24 protein-coding genes and 2 pseudogenes are annotated in these 23,363 nt (G+C 63.6%); 10 read left to right on the top strand and 16 right to left on the bottom strand.

Going from position 1 to position 23,363, the window contains the following annotated elements:
* Positions 1-20 precede the first annotated feature (20 nt).
* The gene (locus G3N58_RS05675; protein WP_205998722.1) at positions 21-893 is read right to left on the bottom strand and encodes an AraC family transcriptional regulator; all 873 of its coding nucleotides are present in this window, start codon (positions 891-893) and stop codon (positions 21-23) included.
* A 149-nt stretch (positions 894-1,042) separates the two neighbouring features.
* Here G3N58_RS05675 and G3N58_RS05670 point away from each other — a divergent pair, with 149 nt between their 5' ends.
* A complete protein-coding gene (locus G3N58_RS05670) occupies positions 1,043-1,426 on the top strand; it encodes a hypothetical protein (RefSeq protein ID WP_205998721.1) in 384 nt (127 codons plus the stop codon).
* A gap of 242 nt (positions 1,427-1,668) precedes the next feature.
* Here G3N58_RS05670 and G3N58_RS05665 read toward each other — a convergent pair whose 3' ends face one another.
* Complete coding sequence (locus G3N58_RS05665; RefSeq protein WP_205998720.1) at positions 1,669-2,133, bottom strand: hypothetical protein; 465 nt, start codon at positions 2,131-2,133, stop codon at positions 1,669-1,671.
* A gap of 519 nt (positions 2,134-2,652) precedes the next feature.
* Complete coding sequence (gene thrS / locus G3N58_RS05660; RefSeq protein ID WP_205998719.1) at positions 2,653-3,876, bottom strand: threonine--tRNA ligase; 1,224 nt, start codon at positions 3,874-3,876, stop codon at positions 2,653-2,655.
* 361 nt (positions 3,877-4,237) lie between these two features.
* On the opposite strand from thrS, the gene G3N58_RS05655 reads away from it, so the two are divergent.
* Together G3N58_RS05655 and G3N58_RS34010 are read left to right on the top strand one after the other, a co-directional pair.
* On the top strand, positions 4,238-4,735 hold the full coding sequence (locus G3N58_RS05655; protein WP_205998718.1) for a GNAT family N-acetyltransferase: 498 nt from the start codon (positions 4,238-4,240) through the stop codon (positions 4,733-4,735).
* A 40-nt stretch (positions 4,736-4,775) separates the two neighbouring features.
* Positions 4,776-5,099, top strand: a pseudogene (locus G3N58_RS34010) (low molecular weight protein tyrosine phosphatase family protein); the annotation flags it as partial.
* A 34-nt stretch (positions 5,100-5,133) separates the two neighbouring features.
* Here G3N58_RS34010 and G3N58_RS05650 read toward each other — a convergent pair.
* The 3 genes from G3N58_RS05650 to G3N58_RS05640 all read right to left on the bottom strand — a co-directional run bounded on the left by G3N58_RS05650 (position 5,134) and on the right by G3N58_RS05640 (position 8,258).
* Positions 5,134-5,724 (bottom strand): flavin reductase family protein, encoded by a 591-nt coding sequence (locus G3N58_RS05650; RefSeq protein ID WP_205989926.1) that lies wholly within the window; start codon positions 5,722-5,724, stop codon positions 5,134-5,136.
* Positions 5,725-5,940: 216 nt separating this feature from the next.
* The gene (locus G3N58_RS05645) at positions 5,941-6,273 is read right to left on the bottom strand and encodes a hypothetical protein (RefSeq protein WP_167038719.1); all 333 of its coding nucleotides are present in this window, start codon (positions 6,271-6,273) and stop codon (positions 5,941-5,943) included.
* A gap of 215 nt (positions 6,274-6,488) precedes the next feature.
* Positions 6,489-8,258 carry a PLP-dependent aminotransferase family protein gene (locus tag G3N58_RS05640; protein WP_205998717.1) on the bottom strand — a complete coding sequence of 590 codons (1,770 nt, stop codon included), beginning with the start codon at positions 8,256-8,258 and terminating at the stop codon, positions 6,489-6,491.
* 110 nt (positions 8,259-8,368) lie between these two features.
* Between G3N58_RS05640 and G3N58_RS05635 the strand changes: the two genes are divergently transcribed.
* Positions 8,369-9,106, top strand: a complete 738-nt coding sequence (locus tag G3N58_RS05635) for a GNAT family protein (protein ID WP_205998716.1) — start codon at positions 8,369-8,371, stop codon at positions 9,104-9,106.
* A gap of 79 nt (positions 9,107-9,185) precedes the next feature.
* On the opposite strand, the gene G3N58_RS05630 is transcribed toward G3N58_RS05635, so the two are convergent.
* Positions 9,186-10,052 carry a LysR family transcriptional regulator gene (locus G3N58_RS05630; RefSeq protein WP_205998715.1) on the bottom strand — a complete coding sequence of 289 codons (867 nt, stop codon included), beginning with the start codon at positions 10,050-10,052 and terminating at the stop codon, positions 9,186-9,188.
* A gap of 158 nt (positions 10,053-10,210) precedes the next feature.
* Here G3N58_RS05630 and G3N58_RS05625 point away from each other — a divergent pair, with 158 nt between their 5' ends.
* Positions 10,211-11,155, top strand: coding sequence for an AEC family transporter (locus tag G3N58_RS05625; protein WP_205990829.1), 945 nt, complete (start codon positions 10,211-10,213; stop codon positions 11,153-11,155).
* Positions 11,156-11,168: 13 nt separating this feature from the next.
* Here G3N58_RS05625 and G3N58_RS05620 read toward each other — a convergent pair whose 3' ends face one another.
* Together G3N58_RS05620 and G3N58_RS05615 are read right to left on the bottom strand one after the other, a co-directional pair.
* Positions 11,169-11,624 (bottom strand): VOC family protein, encoded by a 456-nt coding sequence (locus G3N58_RS05620; protein ID WP_205990830.1) that lies wholly within the window; start codon positions 11,622-11,624, stop codon positions 11,169-11,171.
* A gap of 181 nt (positions 11,625-11,805) precedes the next feature.
* Complete coding sequence (locus G3N58_RS05615; protein ID WP_205998714.1) at positions 11,806-12,900, bottom strand: porin; 1,095 nt, start codon at positions 12,898-12,900, stop codon at positions 11,806-11,808.
* A 290-nt stretch (positions 12,901-13,190) separates the two neighbouring features.
* On the opposite strand from G3N58_RS05615, the gene G3N58_RS05610 reads away from it, so the two are divergent.
* Together G3N58_RS05610 and G3N58_RS05605 are read left to right on the top strand one after the other, a co-directional pair.
* Positions 13,191-14,165 (top strand): zinc-binding alcohol dehydrogenase family protein, encoded by a 975-nt coding sequence (locus G3N58_RS05610; RefSeq protein WP_205998713.1) that lies wholly within the window; start codon positions 13,191-13,193, stop codon positions 14,163-14,165.
* Between the two features lie 43 nt (positions 14,166-14,208).
* Positions 14,209-14,385 (top strand): DUF1427 family protein, encoded by a 177-nt coding sequence (locus G3N58_RS05605; RefSeq protein ID WP_167038738.1) that lies wholly within the window; start codon positions 14,209-14,211, stop codon positions 14,383-14,385.
* A 245-nt stretch (positions 14,386-14,630) separates the two neighbouring features.
* Here G3N58_RS05605 and G3N58_RS05600 read toward each other — a convergent pair whose 3' ends face one another.
* The 4 genes from G3N58_RS05600 to G3N58_RS05585 form a co-directional block, all read right to left on the bottom strand.
* Positions 14,631-15,905: an RNA polymerase sigma factor gene (locus G3N58_RS05600; protein ID WP_205998712.1), complete on the bottom strand. Its 1,275-nt coding sequence runs from the start codon at positions 15,903-15,905 to the stop codon at positions 14,631-14,633.
* A gap of 17 nt (positions 15,906-15,922) precedes the next feature.
* Positions 15,923-16,336, bottom strand: a complete 414-nt coding sequence (locus G3N58_RS05595; RefSeq protein ID WP_167038742.1) for a VOC family protein — start codon at positions 16,334-16,336, stop codon at positions 15,923-15,925.
* A 48-nt stretch (positions 16,337-16,384) separates the two neighbouring features.
* Entirely contained in the window at positions 16,385-16,798 is a 414-nt protein-coding gene (locus G3N58_RS05590) for a YciI family protein (protein ID WP_205998711.1), read from the bottom strand.
* Positions 16,799-16,983: 185 nt separating this feature from the next.
* Positions 16,984-17,337, bottom strand: coding sequence for a YciI family protein (locus G3N58_RS05585; RefSeq protein ID WP_167038746.1), 354 nt, complete (start codon positions 17,335-17,337; stop codon positions 16,984-16,986).
* A gap of 436 nt (positions 17,338-17,773) precedes the next feature.
* On the opposite strand from G3N58_RS05585, the gene G3N58_RS05580 reads away from it, so the two are divergent.
* Positions 17,774-19,735, top strand: coding sequence for a carboxypeptidase-like regulatory domain-containing protein (locus G3N58_RS05580; protein ID WP_205998710.1), 1,962 nt, complete (start codon positions 17,774-17,776; stop codon positions 19,733-19,735).
* A 127-nt stretch (positions 19,736-19,862) separates the two neighbouring features.
* Here G3N58_RS05580 and G3N58_RS05575 read toward each other — a convergent pair whose 3' ends face one another.
* The gene (locus G3N58_RS05575; RefSeq protein ID WP_205998709.1) at positions 19,863-20,333 is read right to left on the bottom strand and encodes a hypothetical protein; all 471 of its coding nucleotides are present in this window, start codon (positions 20,331-20,333) and stop codon (positions 19,863-19,865) included.
* A gap of 1,065 nt (positions 20,334-21,398) precedes the next feature.
* Here G3N58_RS05575 and G3N58_RS05570 point away from each other — a divergent pair.
* Together G3N58_RS05570 and G3N58_RS05565 are read left to right on the top strand one after the other, a co-directional pair.
* Positions 21,399-21,884 carry a GNAT family N-acetyltransferase gene (locus G3N58_RS05570; RefSeq protein WP_205998708.1) on the top strand — a complete coding sequence of 162 codons (486 nt, stop codon included), beginning with the start codon at positions 21,399-21,401 and terminating at the stop codon, positions 21,882-21,884.
* A gap of 24 nt (positions 21,885-21,908) precedes the next feature.
* A complete protein-coding gene (locus tag G3N58_RS05565; RefSeq protein WP_167282426.1) occupies positions 21,909-22,271 on the top strand; it encodes a DOPA 4,5-dioxygenase family protein in 363 nt (120 codons plus the stop codon).
* Positions 22,272-22,360: 89 nt separating this feature from the next.
* Here G3N58_RS05565 and G3N58_RS05560 read toward each other — a convergent pair whose 3' ends face one another.
* Entirely contained in the window at positions 22,361-22,678 is a 318-nt protein-coding gene (locus G3N58_RS05560) for a high-potential iron-sulfur protein (protein WP_167038756.1), read from the bottom strand.
* A 214-nt stretch (positions 22,679-22,892) separates the two neighbouring features.
* Positions 22,893-23,363: pseudogene (locus G3N58_RS05555) on the bottom strand (hypothetical protein); the annotation flags it as partial.

Here is a 23,363-nt window from a genome sequence, read left to right as displayed (position 1 = left end):
GTCAAGGTCGGCTCCGCCCCTCACACCAACGGAATATAAATATCCGTCTGCCACTGATCCAACGGCGTCTCCGGATACACACTAAGGTACTGAAAGAACAGCGGATGATCCCGCAACTCCTCTCCACTCGAAGGAAGCCAGTCGCGATAGATCGGATAGATCGTCTCGCCGATATGGTCAGTCGATCCCGTATGCCGCACCACCGCGCACCGGCCGCCCGGAATCAGCAGTTCGCGCACACCATAGTCATTCGGCGCGACCGCTTCGCCGATCTCTCCGCAGATATCGAAACGGAACGCCTCGGCCGGCGTCGTATCCGGGTTATTGTGCGGGATGCCGAAAGTCCTGCTCGACGATACCGGCGATTGTCCGCTTTGCATACGCCAGTCGATAAACTTGCGCACGCTCTCGTTGACAAGTCCTGGCGCGCCGCAATGTTCGAGCGCGGCAACGCGGGTTTCAGCAAAATCGACAATTTGCACTTGCATGGTCAGCTTCCTTGAAAGATAGGGAACAACGAAATTCGCACTCCAGACATGCCATTTCGGATGCCGCCGAAACGCGCTCGGCGCCGCGCCGAACACACGCTTGAACGCGCGGCTGAAGGCTTCGGGACTGTCGAAGCCCGCGTCGAACGCGGCATCGAGCACCGAGCAGGACGCTTGCGTGGCGAGGCGGCGGGCCGCTCGACGCAAGCGCATCAGCTGCACGTAGCGCGCGACCGGCACGCCGACATACGCGGCGAACTGTCGATGAAAATGAAACTTCGAGAAGTTCGCGATGCGACTCAGCGCGTCGACCGACAGATCGCCCTCGAGATTCGCATCGATATAGGCGAGGACGGCGTCGAAACGCTTCGTATAGGCAGTGGTGGCGTCGGTGTGAGCTTGCATGGTCTGGTTTGTGCGAGTTCCGATATGGTCGCCGAGGTTGGGCACATCATACCTAGCCGCGCTTGCTCGATTGCCGATCGGTGCCGCTGCCGAGCCCCGCGAATTTGCGTAAACTTGGCTTCGCCTCCTTCACTAGAGACTTTCCGCCGATGCCTTCTTCGATCAGCAATTCGCTCCTCTGGATCTTCGACGCATTCGAGCGCGATCCGACCTACGTCCGCCGGCGGATGTTCGGCTGCGACGCCGCTTATATCGACGGCCTGTTGTGTCTGATCGCCGCCGATCGCAACAAACCCTGGAATGGTCTGCTGGTCTGTACATCGCACGAACGCCATGCCGCACTCATCGCCGATATACCCGCGTTGCGGCCGCATCCGGTGCTCGGGAAATGGCTTTATGTGCTGCAGGATGATCCGGCGTTTGAAGGCACTGTGGAGAAAATGAGGGCGCTCGTGCTGGCACGCGATCCGCGTGTGGGGGTAGAGCCGAAGCCGCCCAAGCGGCGGAGTAAGTCGGCGTTGCCGGATGATTGAGGCGGTTGGGTGGGGCTTCTTCTGCGTTTATTTTCGACGTGAGCTTCGGGTGTGGCTTGTTGGGTGGCGATGTACGGATACTTGCGGCGTCAGACGCTCGCATGGCCTTGTCGATTATGCGCAGCACGTGCGGAGCCGATCGTAGCGATTACTACCATCGGCTCCGTTGTACTAAGGAATTGCTTTGGCGCTCATCGGCTTTGCGCGATTTGATTCGATCTGCTTCGGCCTGATGCGATCGTCTAGTGTGGGCCGGTTATCGGTTGTTGTGCGGCGTCCGCAGTCAACGTGACCGTGGTTTTCGCGGATGCATTCCTGCCGCGCGATCCTTTTGCACAAGCGATAGGCGCTTTCGCTCTCTGCGATGCCTCGGTCAGCAAGTTCGTCGCATGCTGTGCGGTGATGCGGCTGCGCGGGACACCCTTCGCATCGAGCGCGATCACCTGGAACAGTTCGCGGTCGAATTCGAGTTCCATTTGATACTGCTCCGCTGTGTCCAGAAGCAATTCGAGAAGCTTCTGACGACGCCGTCTTTCGTCGCGCGTAATGGCAGGATTACTACATATTGACGATACGAGTGTGATGAGCGTATCCATTTGAGCCACCTGCCGGTCGCACAGATCGAATGCGGAAAGAGCGAGCTTTTCGTACTGGAGTGCGTCGACGGGCGGACGCGAAGCTGGTTGACTTTTGACGGACCTGGTCATTGTGCGATCTCCCTGTTGCTTCATGGGGGCGCCCGGACAACCGATTTTTTGAGGAAGGGGTGAGCGGGCACGTGGCAGGGTTAGCAGACCGGCGTTGCGTCAAACCGGCGAGCCTTGCGGCTCCCCCACCACAGCCCGCCCATTGGAATATAGACGTGCAGAGGTAAACGCACTCCCACCTGGGCGGGAGTGCGGACGCAACGTTCAGGCTGCTAAACCTGATCGCCGGGTGTTTCCCAGCGATTGGGTAAGTATAAAACAAGGAACCTTGGTTTTCTTCTATCTCGAAAGTTAAATGTTTGGTTGGACAGAAGGGAACAGGCGCCCCCAAGCGGAAAACACTTCGCCGCTAATCAGCAGATTCGGACACAAATCCGTGGCCGATTGATCGTTGTTGCAGTCATTCAGACCTAGCTCTATCTTAGCTTGTCGAATTATCACGCTCAGCGTACGGAAGACTGCAACCGACTGCGGATTCAGTCGATAATACTTATATATGCAGCCACACGTAACAAACCGTCATCGACATCTCCCGTCTACCTCACCCTCAAAGGCACCACCCCCATCCCCCCTCAAACACTCCACCCCCTCCCCCACCGCAAACACCTCCCTCCTCCCATCCCGCCACCGAACACTCATCGTCCGATCCCGCTCATCACGCGACCCCACCACCAAAACCGGCACCCTCATCCCCCGCGCATCCACGATCTTCTTCTCCAACCGCTCCGGCCGTCCATCGAGTACCGCCCGCACGCCCACATCTTCAAGCGCGCGAAAAGCCTCCTCCGCATACCCCAAACTCGCATCGCTAATCGTCGCAACTGCAACCTGCTCTGGCGCCAACCAAACCGGCAACCATCCTTCATCATGCTCGAGCAGCATCGCAATGAACCGCTCCATACTGCCGAGTACCGCGTGATGAATCATCACAGGCCGCTCGCGTTCATTGCGCTCATTGACGAACTCCGCATCGAGCCGCTCAGGCAACACGAAATCGAGCTGGATCGTGCCGCATTGCCAACTGTGCGCGCGGCTATCCGTCAAATGAAATTCGAGTTTCGGCCCGTAAAAAGCGCCCTCTCCTTCGAGTACATCGAATTCGAGTCCCGCCGCTCGCGCGGCATTCGCCAACGCTTCTTCCGCGCGATCCCACGTCTGCTCGCTGCCGGCACGCGACGCGGGCCGCGTCGCCAATACAACCTTGAACTCCGGGAAGCCGAGATCCGCGTACACCTCGCGCAATAGCGCGCAGAAGTGCCCCACTTCCGCCTCGATATGCGCGGCCGCGCAGAACACATGCGCATCGTCCTGCACGAACGCGCGCGTGCGCTTCAAACCTTCGAGCGCCCCCGAGGGCTCATCGCGATGACACGCGCCGAACTCGCTATAGCGCACCGGCAACTCGCGATACGAACGCACGCGCTGATTGAAAACCTGCACATGGCACGGACAACTCATCGGTTTCAGGCAGAGCGCGCGCCCTTCTTCGGCATCGGCGAGCGAATACATCGCGCCGCCGAACTTCTCCCAGTGGCCGCTCTTTTCCCACAGCGAGCGCGCCAGCAATTGCGGCGTGCGAATCTCGCGAAAGCCCGCGCGACGCATGCGTGCCCGCACATAATCTTCAAGCACGCGATATAGCGTCCAGCCGCGCGGGTGCCAGAAAACCATTCCGGCGCCTTCTTCTTGTTGATGAAAAAGATCGAGCTTATTGCCAAGTACACGATGGTCGATGTCGTTCACGGTCATGCTCCGTCGGTTCGAATGTCACGATTACCACGAGGGATGCCGCAAACGGAGAGACCCGAAACGCCAAAGGCCCCGTCCGTTTCCGGCGGGGCCTTTGGGGATTTGCCACTGCTGCTCTACTTCCGTACTTCCTGCTAGCGCGCGCAATCTCCAGACGACCCGCCTGTGAAGGTGGTCGTCGTGGTGGTGACGGCTGAAAGGAGAAGAGAGTGGAAGTTCATGGAGCAACAGTAAACGAATTCGATCCGGTACGTCAATCGTCATGGCCAGCGCAATCACGACACGCTCGCCACAACGACACATTAAACGCTACGATGTACCCACGATCCCTCAAACAACTCATCGAGCCCCAACCTTGACCATCCAGATCCGCCCCGCCACCGCCGCCGACGCCGCCCTGATCCTTCGCTTCATCACCGAACTCGCAGTGTACGAGAAAGCCGAGCACGAAGTCGTCGCCACCGTCAAAGACATCGAAACGAGCCTGTTTTCCGCGGGCGTTCCCGCCAAAGCGCTCATCTGCGAAATGAATGGCGAGCCTGTCGGCTTTTGCGTGTACTTCTTTTCGTATTCGACATGGCTCGGCAGGCAGGGGCTTTATCTCGAAGACCTCTACGTGTCACCGGCATCGCGCGGCAGCGGCGCGGGCAAACAGCTGCTGCGTCATCTCGCGCAGATCGCCTGCGATACCGGCTGCGGCCGTTTCGAATGGAGCGTGCTCGACTGGAACGAGCCGGCCATCGGTTTCTACAAGTCGATCGGCGCGGCCCCGCAAAGCGAATGGGTCCGTTACCGTCTCGCGGGCGATGCGCTCAAGGCGTTCGCCGAGAGCGACGTCGAGTCGAATACATAAGCCGCATGCGCTTCGCCATTGCTAAGCACTCGCTGCCATCGTGATACGCGCGTTGTTTGTCTGCGGCAAGAACCGTCTGCGCAGTCCGACTGCGGAGCAGGTGTTCGCCAGTTGGCCTGGTGTCGAAACGGATTCGGCGGGTCTCGCCGCCGATGCCGATGTACTGCTTTCTCCCGAGCAGTTGCGCTGGGCCGACATCGTCTTCGTGATGGAAAAGGCGCATCGCGCGCGGCTCGCGGCGAAATTTCGTGCGTGCCTGAACGGCAAAAAAGTGGTGTGCCTCGATATTCCCGATCACTATGCGCTCATGCAGCCCGAACTCGTCGCGCTGCTCGAACAGAAAGCGGGGAAGTTTCTGCGCGCGAGGCGGCCTCACCTCAGCGAGCCGCCTCGCGCGCTCACTCCGGCTGCGCCGACGCCGCGCTCACCGGCGTCACTTCGAACGCATCGCCAGTCGCGAAGAACGTGCCGCCCGCCACGTAGTGACAGGTACGCAGGTCGGGATCGTCGCCGAAATGCCAGCGGTTGTTCGAGTACACGCGGCTGTCCGCATACGCGGCCACCACTTCGCCGATGATCAGATCGTGCCGCTGGCTATCGTCGGGAATCACCTTGCATTCCATCCACGTGATGCAGCCGGCCAGCATCGGCACGTCGATCTTTTGCGCGGGAAAGGTTGCGAGGCCGAACGCGGAAAACTTGTCGAGTTCGGTGCCCGCGTTCGTGCCGACCGCAAGCGTTTGCGCGGCGAATCCGCGGCTCGGCAGTTGCAGGCCGAATACGCCGCTCGCTTCGATCAATTGGCGCGTCAGCGTGCGGCTATCCACCACGACCACCACCTTCGGCGGATTGAAATCGAGCGGCATCGCCCACGACGCCGCCATGACGTTCGAGCGGCCGCCGTGCGCGCTCGTGATGATCGTGACCGGTCCGTGATTGAGCAGTTGTGTGGCGCGCGGCAGGTCGACGGGGTTTCGGGTGGCATTCATGCTTGAGGGGCTTGGGGTATGCGTCGGAGGACTGAAGGGAATTGTAGCGGCGCGGGTGATGCGGGTGCGAGCGCGGTGACGGCGTGGCGGTGTGCGGTGCGTGCGTTCATCGGCGGCGCGGGGGGGTGCCGCCGATGAACGTCGAACGTTCCATGATGCGTGGCCCTCGCCGCTTCGCCGGTTCATACACGCGGCGAAACACCGAGGCTCGCACGCTCAATGCGGCGCCTTCCCATTCGGCAGCGCATCGAGCGGCTTGTGCTGCTCGTCCCCGAGCCCGGGGAAGAACACATTCCACGCGGCGCGCACGCCTTCGGCCGCGGCAACCTCGGCGCCGATCGATTCGGCTGCACCGTCGGCCGCTTTCGAGGGATCGGCGGACAGCCCGCGCCAGTGCGTGAACACGAGCAACGGCTTCTCGGTCCAGATGCCGTTGCCGAATTTGGCAAACGCCGTGTCGCCGCTCGTCAACCGCACCTCGTACCACCCTTCGCGGACGGGGCTATGGTCGGCAAGCTCAAACCACGGGGTCGGTTCGATTTCCTTCATGTCGTCTCCGGTCGGATAGAACGTCAAAGATAAGCATAACCAGGGCATTCTTGATACCCATGTCCGTGGCGACTCGCGATGTGCCGCGCGCGATGTTGCGGCGCGGCAGGCCGTGGGCCGGACGTGGCATGCGGGGCGGGAACATCGACATGGCGAACCCGCCCCGCATAAGCAACACGATAGCGCGACATGGGCCGCGCGGACAGACGTAAAACTTACGGACGCGAAGGGGTAGCCCGGCGGGGTTTGGGCTTCGCTTTTGAGCCCGCTTTAGGCTTTGCTTCAAGCCTCGCATTGGGCCCGGCCTCTGGCCTCGCTTTGGGCCCGGCTTCCGGCGTCACCTTAACGCGCGATTTCGACACGCCTTGCCCCGCACTTCCAGCCGTACTTTTAACGGCACGTTTCGCCATCCCTTTCGCCACCGTTCGCGCCGCTTCCACCGACTCGACCTCAACCGCCTCAGCTTCAATCTCCCCGGCCAACGCCGCCAGCACCCGAATCGCAGGCCCCAACTGCTCGGCAGGCGTATCGCCATACCCGATCACGATTCCATTCGTGTCCTCGGACGCATGCAACGCAAAGCCCGACAAGGCCCGCGGATTGAGCCCTTCGGCCCGCGCGCGCTCGACGAGCGTCCGATCGCACAGCCGCGCCGGCAAGCGCAGCGTCAGATGCATACCGCAATCGCCACCGAGAATCTGCGCCGGCGCGGCACGCGGCGCCGCGTGCGCGGCGGCATAGGCCTCGGAATCCATCGCAAAACGCGACACGAAATGCACCGCGAGCGCATCGCGCAGCGCCTGCTGCCGCTCGCGATACAAGCGCCGCATGCGTCCGAGATGCCGCCCGAACTCGCCACTCCCGATGAAATGCGCAAGCGCAAGTTGCTCCAGCCGATGCCCGCCGCGCAGCATCTCCTGCAACGCGACGGCAGTCTCGTCGGCAATCGTGCGCGACAGCACAACGAAGCCGATCCGCAGCGCCGGAAACATCGTCTTGCTGAATGAGCCGACATAGAGCACCGGCGCGTCATCGACCAGACCCTGCATGCTCGCGATCGGCTCGCCGGTGTGACGGAATTCGCCGTCGTAGTCGTCTTCGATGATCCACGCGCCGCAGCGCCGCGCCTGCGCGATCAGCTCCAGCCGCCGCGCCACCGACAGCACCGCCCCGGTCGGATACTGATGCGCAGGCGACGTGTAGACGAGCTTCGGCGGATGCGCGCCCCACGCGTCGGCGGGCACGGCCATGCCTTCGCCATCGACGGGAATCGGCACCGTGCGCAGATCGCCGAGATTGAAGGCGGCCTTCGCGCCGCGATAACCGGGGTCTTCGACCCACGCGACGTCGCCGGGATTCGTGAAGAGGCGCACGCACAGGTTCAGCGCCTCTTGCGCGCCCTCGGTAATGACGACCTGCGTGCCATCGCAACGCACGCCGCGCGCGACGCGCAGATGCGCGGCAATCGCGTCGCGCAGCGCCGGTTCGCCGGCCGGCGAGCCGTAGCCGAGCGCGAGCGGCAACGAGCGCTCCATCGCACGTTCGAGCGCGCGCCGCCACGCGGCGAGCGGAAAGCGGTCGAGCGCGGGCGTGCCGGGCGTCAGCGCATAGCTGTCTTCGGTGGGCGCGCGCGTCGCCGCGAACTGGCCGACACGCGCCGCGTAGGCGACCTCGGACGCGGCGGAACGCAGCGGTGCCGCGCCGCGTGCGGCAAGGTTCGACAGCCGGCTTACGCGCGTACCCTTGCGGTCGGCAAACACGTAGCCGACCGTGGCCAGATGCTCGTAGGCGATCACGACCGTGTTGCGCGACACGCCCATTTCGGTCGCAAGCAAACGCGACGAAGGCAGCAGCGAGCCGGCCGGCAAACGGCCCGTGAGAATCGCCTGTTGCAAACGCTCGATCAACTGCTTTTGCAGCGACGCGGGTTTGGCCGCGCCCTCGGCGTTCGTCGCATGAACAAGCGGACCTATGATTTCGATCATCGTTGGCTGGACCTATCGAATAAGCGCTTCATGGCTCTTTTGAACATGCCACGTTTGCCGTATCGTACTCCATCATCGACGACTCATTTCATCCGACAAGGAGAGCAGACATGGAACCGAGACTCAACGCGTTCGCGCAGCCGATCGGCGCGCCCGTGCCGGGCTGGCAAGGCGCGCAGCCCCCGCGCCGCGAACCGCTGGCGGGCCGCTATTGCCGCATCGAACCGGTCGACGTCGAGCGTCACGCAGCGGACCTGTTCGACGCCTACAGCTCGGCCGCCGATAGCCGCGACTGGACCTATCTCGCGGTCGGTCCGTTCGACAGTCTCGCCGGGTATCGCGAGCACCTGACGCGCATGGCGGCGTCGGCGGACCCACGCCATTACGCGCTGATCGATCTCGCGACCGGCAAGGCCGTCGGCACGTTCGCGCTGATGCGCATCGACTCGGCAAACGGCGTGATCGAAGTCGGCCACGTCACGTACTCGCCGCGCGTGAAGCGCACGCGCGTCGCCACCGAAGCGATGTTCCTGCTGATGAGCGAAGTGTTTGGCACGCTCGGCTATCGGCGCTTCGAGTGGAAATGCGATTCGCTGAACGAACCGTCGCGCGCGGCCGCGTTGCGCTATGGATTTACGTTCGAGGGCATCTTCCGCCAGGCGATCGTGTATCGCGAACGCAATCGCGATACGGCGTGGTTTTCGATCCTCGATAAAGAATGGCCGCAGTTGCGTGCGTGTTATACGCGCTGGCTCGAAGCGGGCAACTTCGATGCGCAAGGGCAGCAGGTTGCACGGCTCGCGGATCTGATTGCGCAGCAGCGGGCAGTGGGTGGGAAGGACGTTTGATGGGGCGTGGTGGGTGGAGTGAACGGCAACGCTTGGCAGGGTAGGGGCGCGCTGTTTTTTGCAGAAAGCTACGCCCTCCTCACGCCATCTCCAGAAACCTCACCAGACACGGATTACGATTCGCCGGCGACCACGCGAGCACCTGCTCGATCAACGGCGCATCGACGAGCGGCCTGAACACCACGCCCGCCAGCTGCGCCTTGCGCATCGACGAAGGCACGAGCGCGACGCCCACGCCTTCGTCGACGAGGCTCAGCACCGTCTGCTGCAACTGCACCTCGAAGCGGATGTCCGGCTCGAAGCCGCCCGAGCGGCAATGGTCGAGAATCGTCGCGCGCAGACTCGGCGCGACTTCTTCCGACGCGAGCACGAACGGCTCGCCCGCCAGCTGCCCGATCTTCAGGCGCCGCGCGCGCGCCCGCGGATGGCTGCGCGCAAGCGCCACGCACAGCGGCTCGCTGAGAATCGTGCGCGTTTCGAGTCCCTTGTCGGGCACGTTCGGAAACATGATCGCCGCATCGATCTGACCGGCGTGCAGTTGCTCGGCCAGGTCGTTCGACAACACTTCGCGCAGCTTCAACTCGACCTCGGGATACGCGGCGCCGAACGTGCGCGCGTAGCCAGGCACGACGCTATACGCCGAGCACATCGTGAAGCCGATCGCGAGCTTGCCGGCCTCGCCGTGCGCGGCGGCCTGGGCATTGCTAACCGCCTGCTCCACCGAGGCGAGAATCGCGAGCGCGTCGGCGTAAAAGCGTTCGCCGGCCGCGGTCAACGTGACGCTGCGCGGGTTGCGCTCGATCAGCTTCACGCCGAGGCTCGCCTCCAGCGCCGCGAGTTGCCGGCTCAACGGCGGTTGCGACAGATTCAGACGCGCCGCGGCACGGCCGAAATGACGCGTTTCGGCGAGCGTCACGAAGTAGCGCAACGGCTTGATGTCGATCACGATACCCTCGCGGATTAACGATGCAGAAAAGGTATTGCTGAAGCTCGAAAACAGTATTGGATTGTATCAACGTAAACCACTACGCTGGCGGATCGCCCCATTCGCCGTACCCATTCACCGTCGCTCGCCCGGCACTTTTCGCACGATTTTTTACACCGATGTTAGCCACTCTCGAGATTCTGCTTCCCGTTTTCGGCCTGATTTTCGCGGGCTTCGCGTGCCGCCGGCGCGGCGTGCTCGGACCGCACTCCGCTTCCGAACTGAATCGATTCGTGGTGTGGCTCGCGCTGCCGGCGCTGCTCTTCAACACGATGGCGCACGCGACCTGGCAGCAGCTTTATCAGCCGGCCTTCGTCGCGACGTTTTCGATTGCCTGCGTGGCCGTGTTCGTGCTGATCCTCGCGATACGCCTGCTGAAGGGCCGGCACCTCGCCGACGCGAGTGTCGACGCAATTGCGGCCTCGTATCCGAACACCGGCTATATCGGCTTTCCACTCGGCGTGATCGCGTTCGGCCAGGCGAGCCTCACGCCGACCACGATCGCGACGATCCTCGTCGCGTGCGTGCTGTTTGCGTTCGCGATCGTGCTGATCGAAATCGGCCTGCAAACCGAGCGCACGCCGCACAAGCTCGGCCTCAAGGTGCTGCGCTCGCTCGCGCGCAATCCGCTGATCGTCTCGCCGATCGCCGGCGTGCTGTTCGCGAGCCTGCACATCGCAATGCCCGCGAGCGCGGACACGTTCCTGAAGCTGCTCGCCGGCGCGGCGAGCCCGTGCGCGCTCGTGAGCCTCGGCCTCTTTCTCGCCGAAAAACGTCCGTCCGACGCCGGCGCGGGCAGCGTCTCGCTGTGGCTGACCGGCGCCAAGCTGATCGGCCAGCCCGCGCTGACGTGGTGGCTCGCGGCGCGCGTGTTCGGGCTCCCGCCGATGCTGGTCGAAATGGCGGTCGTGCTCGCCGCCTTGCCGACCGGCACCGGGCCGTTCATGCTCGCGGAGTTCTACGAACGTGAAGCGCACATCACGTCGCGCACGATTCTGCTTTCGACGGTGGGCTCGGTGGTGACGTTGTCGCTACTGCTGGCGTTGATGGGACATCGCACCTGAGCGGCGCGCGAAATCAGACTTCCGGCGGCGCGGAGCGTAGTTCCGCAACGGGCGGGCTCATCAGGCCAACGGCAACCCCATCAGGGTCTTCGACGACGGCATATCGCGCCCCCCAGAATGCGTCATAAGGTGCCTGAAGTCCGGTGTAACCGGCGCTGGTCAGATCGGCATACGTGGTGTCGACCGCATCGCGCGATGGGAGCTTGAAGCCGACAACGACTTTGCCGCGGAGATCCTGGCGCCCCTGCCAACCGCTATTCCAGATCCGGGCAAAGCCCACACTGTCGAGATCGAAATCGATTGCCGCATTCCCGTCCTCTCCAACGCCAACGTGATGAGCCCCGCTTGCAGTGCGCCAAACGCGCTGCTCCGGGATATCGACACCTAGCCGACGATAAAACGCGATCGACGCTTCAACATCGCCGCTTACGATGTTGATCTGGTCCAACGTAACATGTTGACGGTTCATTCCCAGTACTCCCAAAGAGTCCGCTTGCGAGTGAGCATAATGTACGGCTGTTGGCGGACCACTTCAAGCATCGCCCTGGCGAGTCCGGTGCGTGAGCAAGGTGTCGTGATGAAATGAAAAAGCCTGCAACCCGGTGAGGATTGCAGGCTTTTTCTATAACTACGCCGACTACGCCAAAAAGTTAGAACGACGTGCGAATACCGACGCGCGCCACCGCCTGGTTCTTCGACGACGATTCGGCATTGTCGCCGATCGCCGCGAACACGTCGTGCCCCGAGGCTTTCTGATAGACGCCCTGCGCGTACAGGTCGGTACGCTTCGAGAGCCGATAGTCGGCCATCAGGCCAAACTGATTACGGTGCGGCGAATTGTGGATGCCCAAATAAGAGATCGACTCGTCGGTGTAAAGATACATCGCGGCGACATACCATGCGGCCGTGATGTTGTACTTCGCGTTGAATTCGAAGTTGTCGAACTTCACGGTGCTGACGGGCACAGTCGGACGATCGACGATATCGGTGTGCGTGTACACGAGGCCGAGCACCGCGGGTCCGATCGTATAGTTCGCGCCAACGCCCGCGACGCGCTGCTCCGCCGACAGATACGGCGAGCCGACGACGGCGCCGCTCGAGTTGGCGCTCGCGCCGTCGATGTCCAGATACGCGGCGGCAACCGACAGCGGCCCGTTCAGATAGCGCGCGCCGAGGCTCCAAGCTCGATTGTCGGCGAAGGCGCCCGCCTGATTACTGAATCCATACAGGCCGCCGAACTGCAATCCCGCGTAATCGGCGCTGCTGTATTTCACCGCATTGTTGATACGGAACGATTCGTTGACGTTGTCGGCATCGAACGGATGCGAGAACAGCGTGCCGCCCCAAGCGCCCGCGGCGGTGAGCGGCGAGACGTAGTCGACGATCGAATCGTATTGCCGCCCGAACGTCAGCGTGCCGAAGCGGTTCGACGCGAGGCCGAGATAGGCCTGACGGCCGAACAATTGTCCGTTCGGCAATGCGCTGCCGTTGTTGATGCTGAAACCGTTTTCGAGTTGAAAGACCGCGCTGAGACCGCCGCCGAGGTCCTCTCTTCCTTTCAGTCCCCAGCGATTGCCGAGTTGCTGGGTGCCGCTCACCAAAGCGTAGGCGGAGTGGCCTCCGATGTTGCTGACGTATTCGAGCCCTTCGTCGATGGAGCCGTAGAGTGCGACGCTGCTCTGCGCATAGGCGCCGCTCGTCAGCAAGCCAAGTGCGGATAAGAAGAGGCCTTTCGCCAAGTTCATTTTTTTCCCCGTGCGCCCTGAATACCGCGTTTTTTAAGTACCTTTTGATGACTCGCGATTCTAGGGTGGGAAGCTTTCGCCAAGATTTCAGGTGTTGTTATTGAGTGTTTTGAACAACGGTCATTTAGCGGACATCGCTTTGCCCCGATAACCGGTTAGCCGGACCCGGCTGCGCCAACCCGCGTCTTGTCCGAAATTCGAAAACCCTTGTCCTGATGCCTTTGCCTGCGTCACTTAGACTAGGCTCCATTCGCTGCACGACGCAGCGCAAACAACCGGAGCAACGCACGATGAAAGCGATCCAGTTCAAATCCTTTGGCAACCCTGAAGTGCTCGAACACGTCGATCTGCCGACGCCGCAGGCCGATGCGCAGCACGCGGTCGTGCGTGCCATGGCGGCCTCGGTCAATCCGAGCGACGTAAAGAACGTGTCGGGACACTTCGAACACACGGCCCTGCCGCGCATACCCGGTCGCGACTTTAGCGGCGTAGTCGTGGATGGCCCGCAGGACTGGCTCGGCGCCGAGGTGTGGGGCACCGGCGGCGACATCGGCTTCACGCGCGACGGCACGCATGCCGAGTTCATCGAGGTGCCGCTCGCGGCGTTGTCGCGCAAGCCTGCCACGCTGAGTCACGCGCAAGCGGCGGCGATCGGCGTGAACTTCGTGGTCGCGTGGCTCGGCACCGTCGAATACGCGCGCGTGCAGGCCGGCGAAACGATTGCCGTGATCGGCGCGGGCGGCGGCGGCGGCGGTGCGGTCGTGCAGATTGCGAAGGCACGCGGCGCGCGCGTGATCGCGCTCGACCGTCGTCCGCTCGATGCGAACACGCCAGCTGGCCGCCTCATCGACGCCTACGTGCCGTTCGACGAACGCGCCACCGAACGCCTGTGCGAACTGACCGGCGGCGCGGGCGCAGACGTGGTCTACGACACGGTTGGCGGCGTCGCGTTCGAAACCGCGCTGAGTCTCGCGAAACGGCGCGGCCGCGTGCTCGAAATCAGCGGCACGGGCAAGCGCCGAGTCGAATTCGATCTGATCGATTTCTATCACAACGAGACACAATTGCTCGGTGTGGACAGCGCGAAGCTCGGCGTCGCGGAATCGGCGCCGCTGATGACGGCGCTCGTCGAAGGCTTCGAAAACGGCAAGCTGAGCGCTCCCGCCATCGCGCAGGAATTCCCGCTCGAACGCGCGCGCGAAGCGTATGAAGCGGTCGCAAGCGGCACGCGCGGCCGCGTCGTGATTCGCATGAACGAGCACTGACGAACCGCTCGCCCCCGCCAACCTTCGCATAGGTACCCGAACCATGAAAGCGTATTTGATCTCGCTCGCCGCCGGTGTGCTGGTCGGGCTGCTCTACAGCGTGCTCGACGTGAAATCGCCCGCGCCGCCGACCGTCGCGCTCGTCGGACTGCTCGGCATGCTCGGTGGCGAACATCTGCTTCCGCTCGTGCGGACGTGGCTCGCGTCGGGTCTGCATTGAAGCGACAGCGCACGCCGGTCGTCACACGCTAAGATTGAGGCCAGCGGACCCGCGCGCCGCCCGGCGACGACCAGCAAAGCGTCGCCTCGGAGAACAGGCGGCAATGGATGCGTTGGGGCCGGCACACTTAGCGCGCTTGTTGCGGTACGGGTTGCCGTATTTGCGGCAACGTACGTTGCGCTGTTAGCGCGAAGCAAGATGCCATGCAGCGGCGCGCGCTTCAATACATGAGCGTCAAATAAGCTTTAATTCGCCAGCCCGCGCGCACGGTCGAGCAGCAACTCACGCTCGCGCGCATTGCGCGTCATCGCGGCCGCGCGCTCGAACTCGGCGCGCGCTTCGTCGATGCGGCCGAGCTTGACGAGCAGATCGGCGCGCACGCTCGGCAGCCAGTGATAATTCGCGAGCGCCGCATCGGCGGCGAGCGCATCGGCAATCTCGAGGCCGGCCGCCGCGCCGAACGCCATCCCCACCGCCACCGCGCGGTTCAACTCGACCACCGGCGACGGCGCGACCTGCGCCAACGCATCGTAGAGCGCAACGATCCGCGCCCAGTCGGTCTCCTCGGCGCGCCGCGCGCGCGCATGACACGCGGCGAGCGCGGCCTGCAACGCGTACGGCCCGCTTGCGCCGCCGAGCGCATGCGCGTTCTCCAGCGCAGCGAGTCCGCGGCGGATCAGCAGCGGGTCCCAGCGGCTGCGATCCTGATCGAGCAGCAGCACGGGACGCCCCTGCGCATCGGTGCGCGCGCGCATGCGCGAGGCCTGAATCTCCATCAGCGCGACGAGGCCATGTACCTCGCTTTCGCCGGGCACGAGCCCGCTCAGCACGCGGCCGAGCCGCAGCGCTTCCTCGCATAGCGCGGGACGCATCCAGTCGTCGCCGGCCGTAGCCGAGTAGCCTTCGTTGAAGATCAGATAGATCACCTGCAGCACCGACGCAAGGCGCACCGCGCGCGCGTCGGCCTGCGGCACTTCGAACGGCACGCGTGCCGCCGACAGCGTGCGCTTCGCGCGCACGATCCGCTGCGCGATGGTCGGCTCGGGCACGAGAAAGCCGCGCGCGATTTCCTCGGTGGTCAGGCCGCCGAGCAGGCGCAGCGTGAGCGCGACGCGCGCATCGGTCGAGAGCACCGGATGGCACGCGGTGAAGATGAGCCGCAGCAGATCGTCGCCGATGTCGTCGGCGCGCGCGGCATCGAGCGCATCGACGAAATCGGGCATCACGTGCGCCTCGAACGCGTCGAGGTCGTGGCCCAGCTCCTCGCGCTTGCGCGCATGCAGCGCGTCCTGGCGCAAGCGGTCGAGCGCGCGGTTTTTCGCGGTCGTCATCAGCCAGGCTCCGGGATTGTCGGGCACGCCCGCGTCCGGCCAATGTTCGAGCGCGGCCACCAGCGCATCCTGCGCGAGTTCCTCGGCCAGCCCGACGTCGCGCACGATCCGCGCGACGTGCGCGATGACCTTCGCGGCCTCGATGCGCCACACAGCTTCGATCGCACGATGGGTGGCCTGTATCGTCACGGACTTCGCCTCAAGCCTTAGGCCGCTGCCGGTGGCTGCGCGTTCGGGTCCATGTACGCGAGTTCCCATATATGGCCGTCGAGGTCCTCGAAGCCGTGCCCGTACATGAAGCCGTGGTCCTGCGGCGCGCGCGGCGCGGTGCCGCCCGCGGCCAGCGCCTTCGCGACGAGCGCGTCCACTTCCGCGCGGCTCTCGCACGACAGGCACACGAGCACCTCGGTGCCTGTCTTCGGATCGGCAAGCGGCTTGTGCGTGAAATCCTTGAACATGTTCTTGACGAGCAGCATCGCGAAGATGTTCTCGCCGAGAACCAGACACGCGGCCTGCTCATTGGAAAAGCGCGGTTCGAAGCTTAAGCCGAGCGCGCTGAAAAACGCTTTCGAGCGTTCGAGGTCGTCGACCGCGAGATTGATGTAGATCTGCTTGTGCATGATGGCGTCCAGTCGGTAGTCGGAGAGGCTCGCGCGTTCAGCGCCGTTTCAGCGCCGTTGTTCTTCCAGTTTGCGCAAGTTGTCTATTTCCGGGCCCGGCTCGAAGTCGTCGAGTTCGAACAGTTGCCGCACTTCGATCTCGCCCTCGGCCTGTTCGCCGAACGGCGCGGGAAAACGCCGCGCCCACTCCATCGCTTCCTCGCGCGAGCGCACCTGGATCAGCGTGTAGCCGGCAATCAGTTCCTTGGTTTCCGCAAACGGCCCGTCGACGACCGTGCGCTGGCCGCCGCTGTAGCGCACGCGCCAGCCTTCCGAACTCGGCTGCAAACCGGTTGCGTCGAGCAGCACGCCGGCCTGGGCCAGCTGTTCGTGGTACGCGCCCATCGCGGCGATCAGCGACGCCTCGGGCATCTCACCCGCTTCGCTCGCGGCCGTGGCCTTGACCAGGATCATGAATCGCATCGTCGTTGCTCCATTTTTTATGAATGATTGATGTTCTGAGTCGGTCGCGATCCGGCGGCGGCCACACCAGGCCCCAAGCCCCAGGCCGTCCGGGTTCGCTCCTTATTCACACGACGAGCCATGCGCGGCCCGATCGACATCCGCGACAGTGCCCCAGGGAAAGTACTTAAAAGATGCGCGTGCCGCTACTTGAAGCACGGCCCGAGCTGGCGGACCTCGACCGTGCACCACGCGGCGGCCGGGCAGGCCTCGGCGATCGCCAGCGCCTCTTCGCGCGTCTCGCAGTCGAGCAGAAAGAAGCCGCCGATCATTTCCTTCGCCTCGGCGAACGGACCGTCGACGAGCTTCGGCTGGCCGTCGCGCACCTGCACGCGCACGGCATCGCTCTGCGACGTCAGCGATTCGGCCGCGAGCAGCTTGCCGCGCGCCTTCAGGCCTTCGGCGAACTGCACCATCTGGCCGTAGACTTCGCGGCCCGCGGCTTCGCCACGTTCGGCGCGTTGATTCGGGGGTTCGACGATGAGGAGCATATAGGACATGGCGTTTCCAGTTGTCGTCAGGGAGCGTCGGTGGTCGATGCCGAGCGCCGGCGCATACCACGCGCGCGGCGGCGGCAAACAGGCCAAACCAGTCTAGCAAGCGAGGATGACAGCGGCAAACGCGCGGCAGCGGGGCGCGGGGTTGCCCGCTGCCGCGCGTTTGCGCCGAGCTTTTGCGGACACTCCTCCGTACACCCGTACGCCCGTACCCGCAGGCAGCCCATCGACAACCTGATAAGCAGCCCGCACAGCTCATGTGCACACGCGACACGCCGACGCCGCTTTGAAGTATTCTCCGGGATCGCTCGAACCCGCGCTAAAACGGCCGCTTCACCATCCCGCCGCCAAACCGCATCACCGCGTGACCGCGATTCGCGGCCTCGCCTCATGCACGGGCATCGCGACAAATCGAACAATCCGAGCCTCAGGGGACTTCATGCATCGACCGACCGTGCGCACCGGCATCGCAGCCGCCATCGCCTTTGTCTTTTTCCAACTCGGCGGCTGCGGCGGGGGCGGCGATGCCGGCTCGGGATCGTCGGGCACGCCGCCCGCGACCGCGACCTCGATAAGCGGCACCGTCGCGGCCGGCACTGCGCTCGTCGGCGCCAGCGTCACGCTGATCGACGCGGCCGGCAAGCAGGCCACCGCCACGACCGACACGCAGGGTGCGTACAGCATCGCGGTCAAGGGTATGCCCTTGCCGTTTTTCATTATCGCCAGCGCACCGGGCGGCCTTGCCGCGCCGCTCGTATCCGTCGTCGCGCGGCTGCCGGCCGGCAGCGCGCCGGCCGTCGCCAACGTCACCACGCTGACCACCGCGCTCGCCGCGATGCTCACGAGTTCGGGCAACCCGCTCGATCTCGCCGCAAGCGGCGCGCTCGCGAAAGTCACGCTGCCGTCCGTGCAGATCGCCACGATCACACTCGACACGATCCTCGCGAACCTGCTCGCGCAGAACGGCATCCAGATGGCCGGCTTCGATCCGGTCGGCACCGCGTTCACGCCGAATCACACGGGCGCCGATGCGGTGATCGATTCGGTCTCGGTCGTGACGAGCGCCAACGGCGGCTCGTCGCTCGTGTCGAACGCGGCGCCGGGCACGGCCGTCGCGCTCGACAACAAGACCGCGCAGGGCACGGTGCTCGCCGCGTCGCCGGTAGCGGCGAACTATCTGGAGCCGCTCGCGGCGCTGCTTACCGCGTGTGCCGCGAGCGGCACGCTCAACGCGTCGTGCGCGCCCGCCATCGACGCCGCCTACAAGGAAAGCGGTTCGACCGATCTTGCGATCGCGCACGGCCTGACGGACGCGGTGCTGACCGGTGCGGTGTTCGGTTCGCCGAAGACGCTCGCCTTTTTCGCGCGCAACGGCCAGCAGCTCGCGCTCGTGCAGTTGCCGCTCACGCTGGCGAGCGGCACGCCCGCCGTGCTCTACAGCATCGCGCAGCCAGTCGCCACGCCGGTCGCGCTCGCGAACGGCGCGCAGCTCGGCTGGGACCTGATCGGCGATCAATCGTCGTTCGCGGTGGCGATCAAGTCGCAAATCGAGCGCCGCACGTTCCTCGATACGCGCCTGAACGACGTGAACCGCTACGAATCCGGGCTCGACATTTCGATTCCGGCCACCGCGAATCCGAACGTCTATTCGGCGTCGGTCACGGGGCCGGGCCTTGCCGCGCCCGTGTGGCTGATGCCGCGCAGCGCGTCGGGCAGCGGCACGCTCGGTCTTGCCGATAGCACGCTGAGCGCGCCGCCCATTGCGCCCGCGACGACCGCGAGCAACACCTCGCTATACCGCTGGTCGTGGCAATCGCTCTCGTCGACGGCGAACTTCACGCCGCCCGCGTCGAGCGGCGACTACGCGGCGCAAGCGCTCGATGCGGACAGCGTGCCGCTCTACTCGACCTACACCGTGACGTTCTACGACAAGAACGGCGCGCAGCTCGGGCAAGCGGCGGTCATCAATCCGGGCAGTCCGCTCGGCGCGGCGGCCGGCGGCTCGGTCGCCTGGCCGTCGCTGGCGATGAACGACGCGACGACGCAGTTCCTCACGCCGGGCACGCAACTCGCTGCCGCACAGTACGCGCTGAGCGTAACGTGGTCGAGCCTCGTCAACGGGATCAATCCCGCGTATCCGGTCACGTCGGCGCAGATTCAGGCGACCGCGCAGACAACAGCGGGTCTGGAGGCCGTGGACGGTTTCTCGGTCGGCCAGCCGAACAACACGACGGTGGGGCAATATCAGACGACGGTCAGCGCGGGCGTGGATGCATCGGGCACACAGAGTTGCACGAACTGCCCGTTCCCGGCGCTGGCCACGGGCGGCTCGCGGCTCATCGATCTTGGCGGCGGACGGGACGGCATCGCGTTCCACGACGTTACGCAGTACAACGACTGACGACCAGGGCTGGATGTGTCTCGTCTTGCGCGCGTTTTTGCCTCACGCGCGCCGAATACGAAAAACGCCCCACGTTGGGGGCGTTTTTCGTTTTTCGTATGCTGTGTGTCGGTGTGTTGCCGCTCGCTCAGACCGCTTCGGCGAGCGAATGCACCTGCGCGGACCGCATCAGACGTTCAATCATTTTCGCTTCCGCGTTCGCGATTTCGCTCAGCGAGGCCGCCGACAACTGGCCGTCGAAAATCGCCAGCGCGGTACACAGGCGCGCGTAGTCATCGTCTTCGAGCAACCAGCGGCCGCTTTCGCGCTCGCGCGCGTCGAGCCGCACCATCGCCGCATGCGCGCTTTCGATGTCGGCAAACGCGTCCTCGCCGAGACCAAGCCGCGCCAGTTCCTGCGATACCAGCAGATGCCGGCTCAGTGTCGTATGCGGGCCGCGCGCGCCGTGGCCGTGGCGGAAAGCATCGAGCGCGGCATAGGCTTGCAGCAGCATCGTCTGCGTGACCGGTTCGTGGGCGGTGCGGCTATGGGTCAACGCGCGCAATAACGGGGACATGGCCGACCGGCCGTGCTTGCGAACTCGCGATTTACTGGACATATCGATTCATTCTCCTTCTCACTGCTCCTGCGCGGCCCGATTCCGGCCCGCGCCGGCGGCAAACGCCGCTCTCTCTCATCCGACGCATCTGGCGCCCGTCAGTTCACCACGCAACGCACGAAGCGTTGCTGCGTTGCCCGCCATTGCCTGACCGTAGCGCAGAATGCAATGCCCGCATATCGGTTCGAACCCGCCGGAAACAAGTCGGGCAATCCACGATGACGAAAAAAAACCCTGTTCCGCGAGGAACAGGGCTGACAGGATGGAACAGTCGTACATGTGCGTGGAGCCTGCCGACTTCTAATCACCAAACCTGCAAAGCTGTTGCTACGTGTACTGCTACTGCGATGACTGCTGCGTCAAACATGATTTGAAACATTCGCTTCAAACCGCTACTTTACGGCGACTGCAATTTCTACCGTATGCGCGGGTACTGCTACTGCATACAGCCGGCCCCTCGTTTTTAACTGCGCCTGGCCGCCCCCTGCTGATTCGCGCCTGTTTTTCTGGGTGGATTGCGCGGTGTGTTCACTGCCTCTACTGCGGTGCGTCTACTGCGTACTACCCATGCAACTGCTCACTGCGAACTGCCACTGCCCTGCTGCTCGCCGCGCTCGACTGCCACGGCGTACGGCCATCAACGGTACGGTTCAAACACGACGCAGAGGAAGAGTGCGTCGATGGGCTCGGTGATTTGTCGCTCCATGGAAAACAGTGTAGGCGAGCACATACGGAAGCAATTGCGCGAAGCGAGGGGCATTGGCGGGTTAATTTGCCGAATCGATGTAACAACGGGACTTTGGTCAGACGTAAGTGGAGGGAACGTGCGGGCATTTTTTCTTGTAGCGCTCGCGGTGATACGTTTGCGCCCGTCCGCAAACATCTTCTATCGCCGGAACGCACGCCTCGCGCGTGACGGCTCGTTCGAGCGCCGGATGTCCGCGTTGCATGACAAAGTGGCAAGGCCGGAATGATCGCATGGTAAAAAGACGCTGCCGGCGCGACAATTCCTATTCGCGCTCCGTGCGCCGAAACGCGCCCGAACGCGCCGAAAAAATTGCCGATATGTCCGCCCGATTCACCGCAGAACGATCCAGCCTGAGCCTGCGTCCCGCGCTCCCCGACGACGAAGCGTTTCTGCTCGCGCTACGCAAGGCCACGATGACCGAGCATCTCGACCGAGCCGGCGAACCGACCGACGCCGACGCCCATCGCGCGCGCCTGCTGCATCGCTACGAGGTGGCGCAGGTAATCTGTATCGACGGCGTGCCCGCAGGTCTGCTCAAGGCGTATCGCAGCGACAACGGATGGTTCGTCGAACAATTGCAGATCGCGCCGGCGTTGCAAGGGCGCGGCATCGGCGGGCAGGTGCTGCGCATCGTGCTGCGCGCCGCCGAGGCCGATGCGCTGCCGGTCACATTGCACGTACTCAAGGGCAATCGCGCGAAACGGCTGTACGAGCGCCTCGGCTTCGAGACCGTCGGCGAGGATAAGACCCAGTTTCACATGCGCCTCGCACCGCGCGCCGCGGCGGAAAGCGAAGCAGAATGAATGTCGGATAAAGACAGGTACAGCATGAACACCGATACGATCTTTCGTGATTCGTCAGCTATCGAAAGCTGGCACGCACACATCTATTTCGATGCGGCAAGCCGCGACGCCGCATGGACGTTACGCGAGCAGATCGCGGCGCACTGGGGCGACAAGCTGCAGATCGGCCGCTTTCACGAACGGCCGGTCGGTCCGCATCCGATGTGGTCGTATCAGCTCGCGTTCACGCAGGCGCAGTTCGGCGACGTGGTCGGCTGGCTCACGCTCAATCACGGCGCGCTCGACGTGTTTCTGCATCCGAATACCGGCGATGCCTTGCGCGATCATCGTGATGCGGCGGTGTGGATTGGCCGGTCGTATCAACTGGTGTTGAAGGCGTTGATGTAGGCGGGGCGCTCGATATCGTTCGAGGAAGGCGGGCGACGCGTTATTGCGTCATGGTGTCATTGCGTTATCGTGCCCGCTTGCATGTTCGCTTACATGTTCGAATACGAGCTACACCAGCCACGCGACGCGACCTGCTTGTCGCCGAACAACGTGCAGCCGCCGTACGTATCCGACGCCTTGCCCTGGAATAGCGAACACGTCGCGCACGATTGCCCGGCCGCGAAGTTCGGGAATTTCGCCTTATCGACTTTCGATGCGTCCTCGGTATAGCCGACCGCCTTCGCTTGCGGATCGGATTCGCTCAGCATATTGGCCGGGCTGGCCGCGAAAGCGGTGCGGGACAGTGCGAGCGCTGAACCCGCGCTGACGCTCAACAAAAGAAAATGACGGCGTGATGTTTTTTTCATTTCCGTATGGCTCTGAATGGGTTTCGGATGGGGACTCGTGTGGGGTGGCGCGGGACCATGTTCGACGCAATTGGCAGGTTCGCGGTCGATCGCGGCGAGCGTTGCGCGGTATGCGTTCGTTGAAGAAGGTAACGACAGACGAATATATATCACGCATGGAGCGAGGCCATGCGGTGGGTTGACTTGGACCCGCTGCTTTTATGGTCGGATCGGATCAGGCCAGTCGTTCCGGGCGATATTCGCCGGACCACATCCAGCGCACTTCAGCAGGTGGCATGTCGAGTCGTAGGTGTGGCTTGAACCTGTCGCCAGCTCGTACCACCGCCTTGCCGACTATTCCGGCTTGCGTCCAGCTTTCCCATAGGCCTGTTTCAGGGCACACCATGCCGGTGCGCAGGTTCATCATGCCGTACTTCTGGCGTTTGGCGAGGTAACGCTGCTCAAGTTGCTCCGGCGTTAAATACCAGCGGGTGATCTTGATACTGCGCAGGTCGCGCGGGTTTTGCAGGCTTCGGAATTCGGGACCGTCGTGTCCGTATTTTCCTTTATATGTCACTGTGTAGTGGTCTAATGAAACCAGACACTGATTTAGGCGAGAATGCTCGCCATGGAGAGGTGTCTGATGCCGAAGCAACGTCGTTCGTTTTCCCCCGAGTTCAAACAGCAAGCCGCCGGTCTGGTGCTC

The sequence above is a fragment of the Paraburkholderia sp. Ac-20342 genome (assembly GCF_017104985.1).
Lineage (GTDB): Bacteria > Pseudomonadota > Gammaproteobacteria > Burkholderiales > Burkholderiaceae > Paraburkholderia.
The sequence above is the reverse complement of the archived record's forward strand: the minus strand, read 5'-3'. Positions and strand labels throughout refer to the sequence as shown.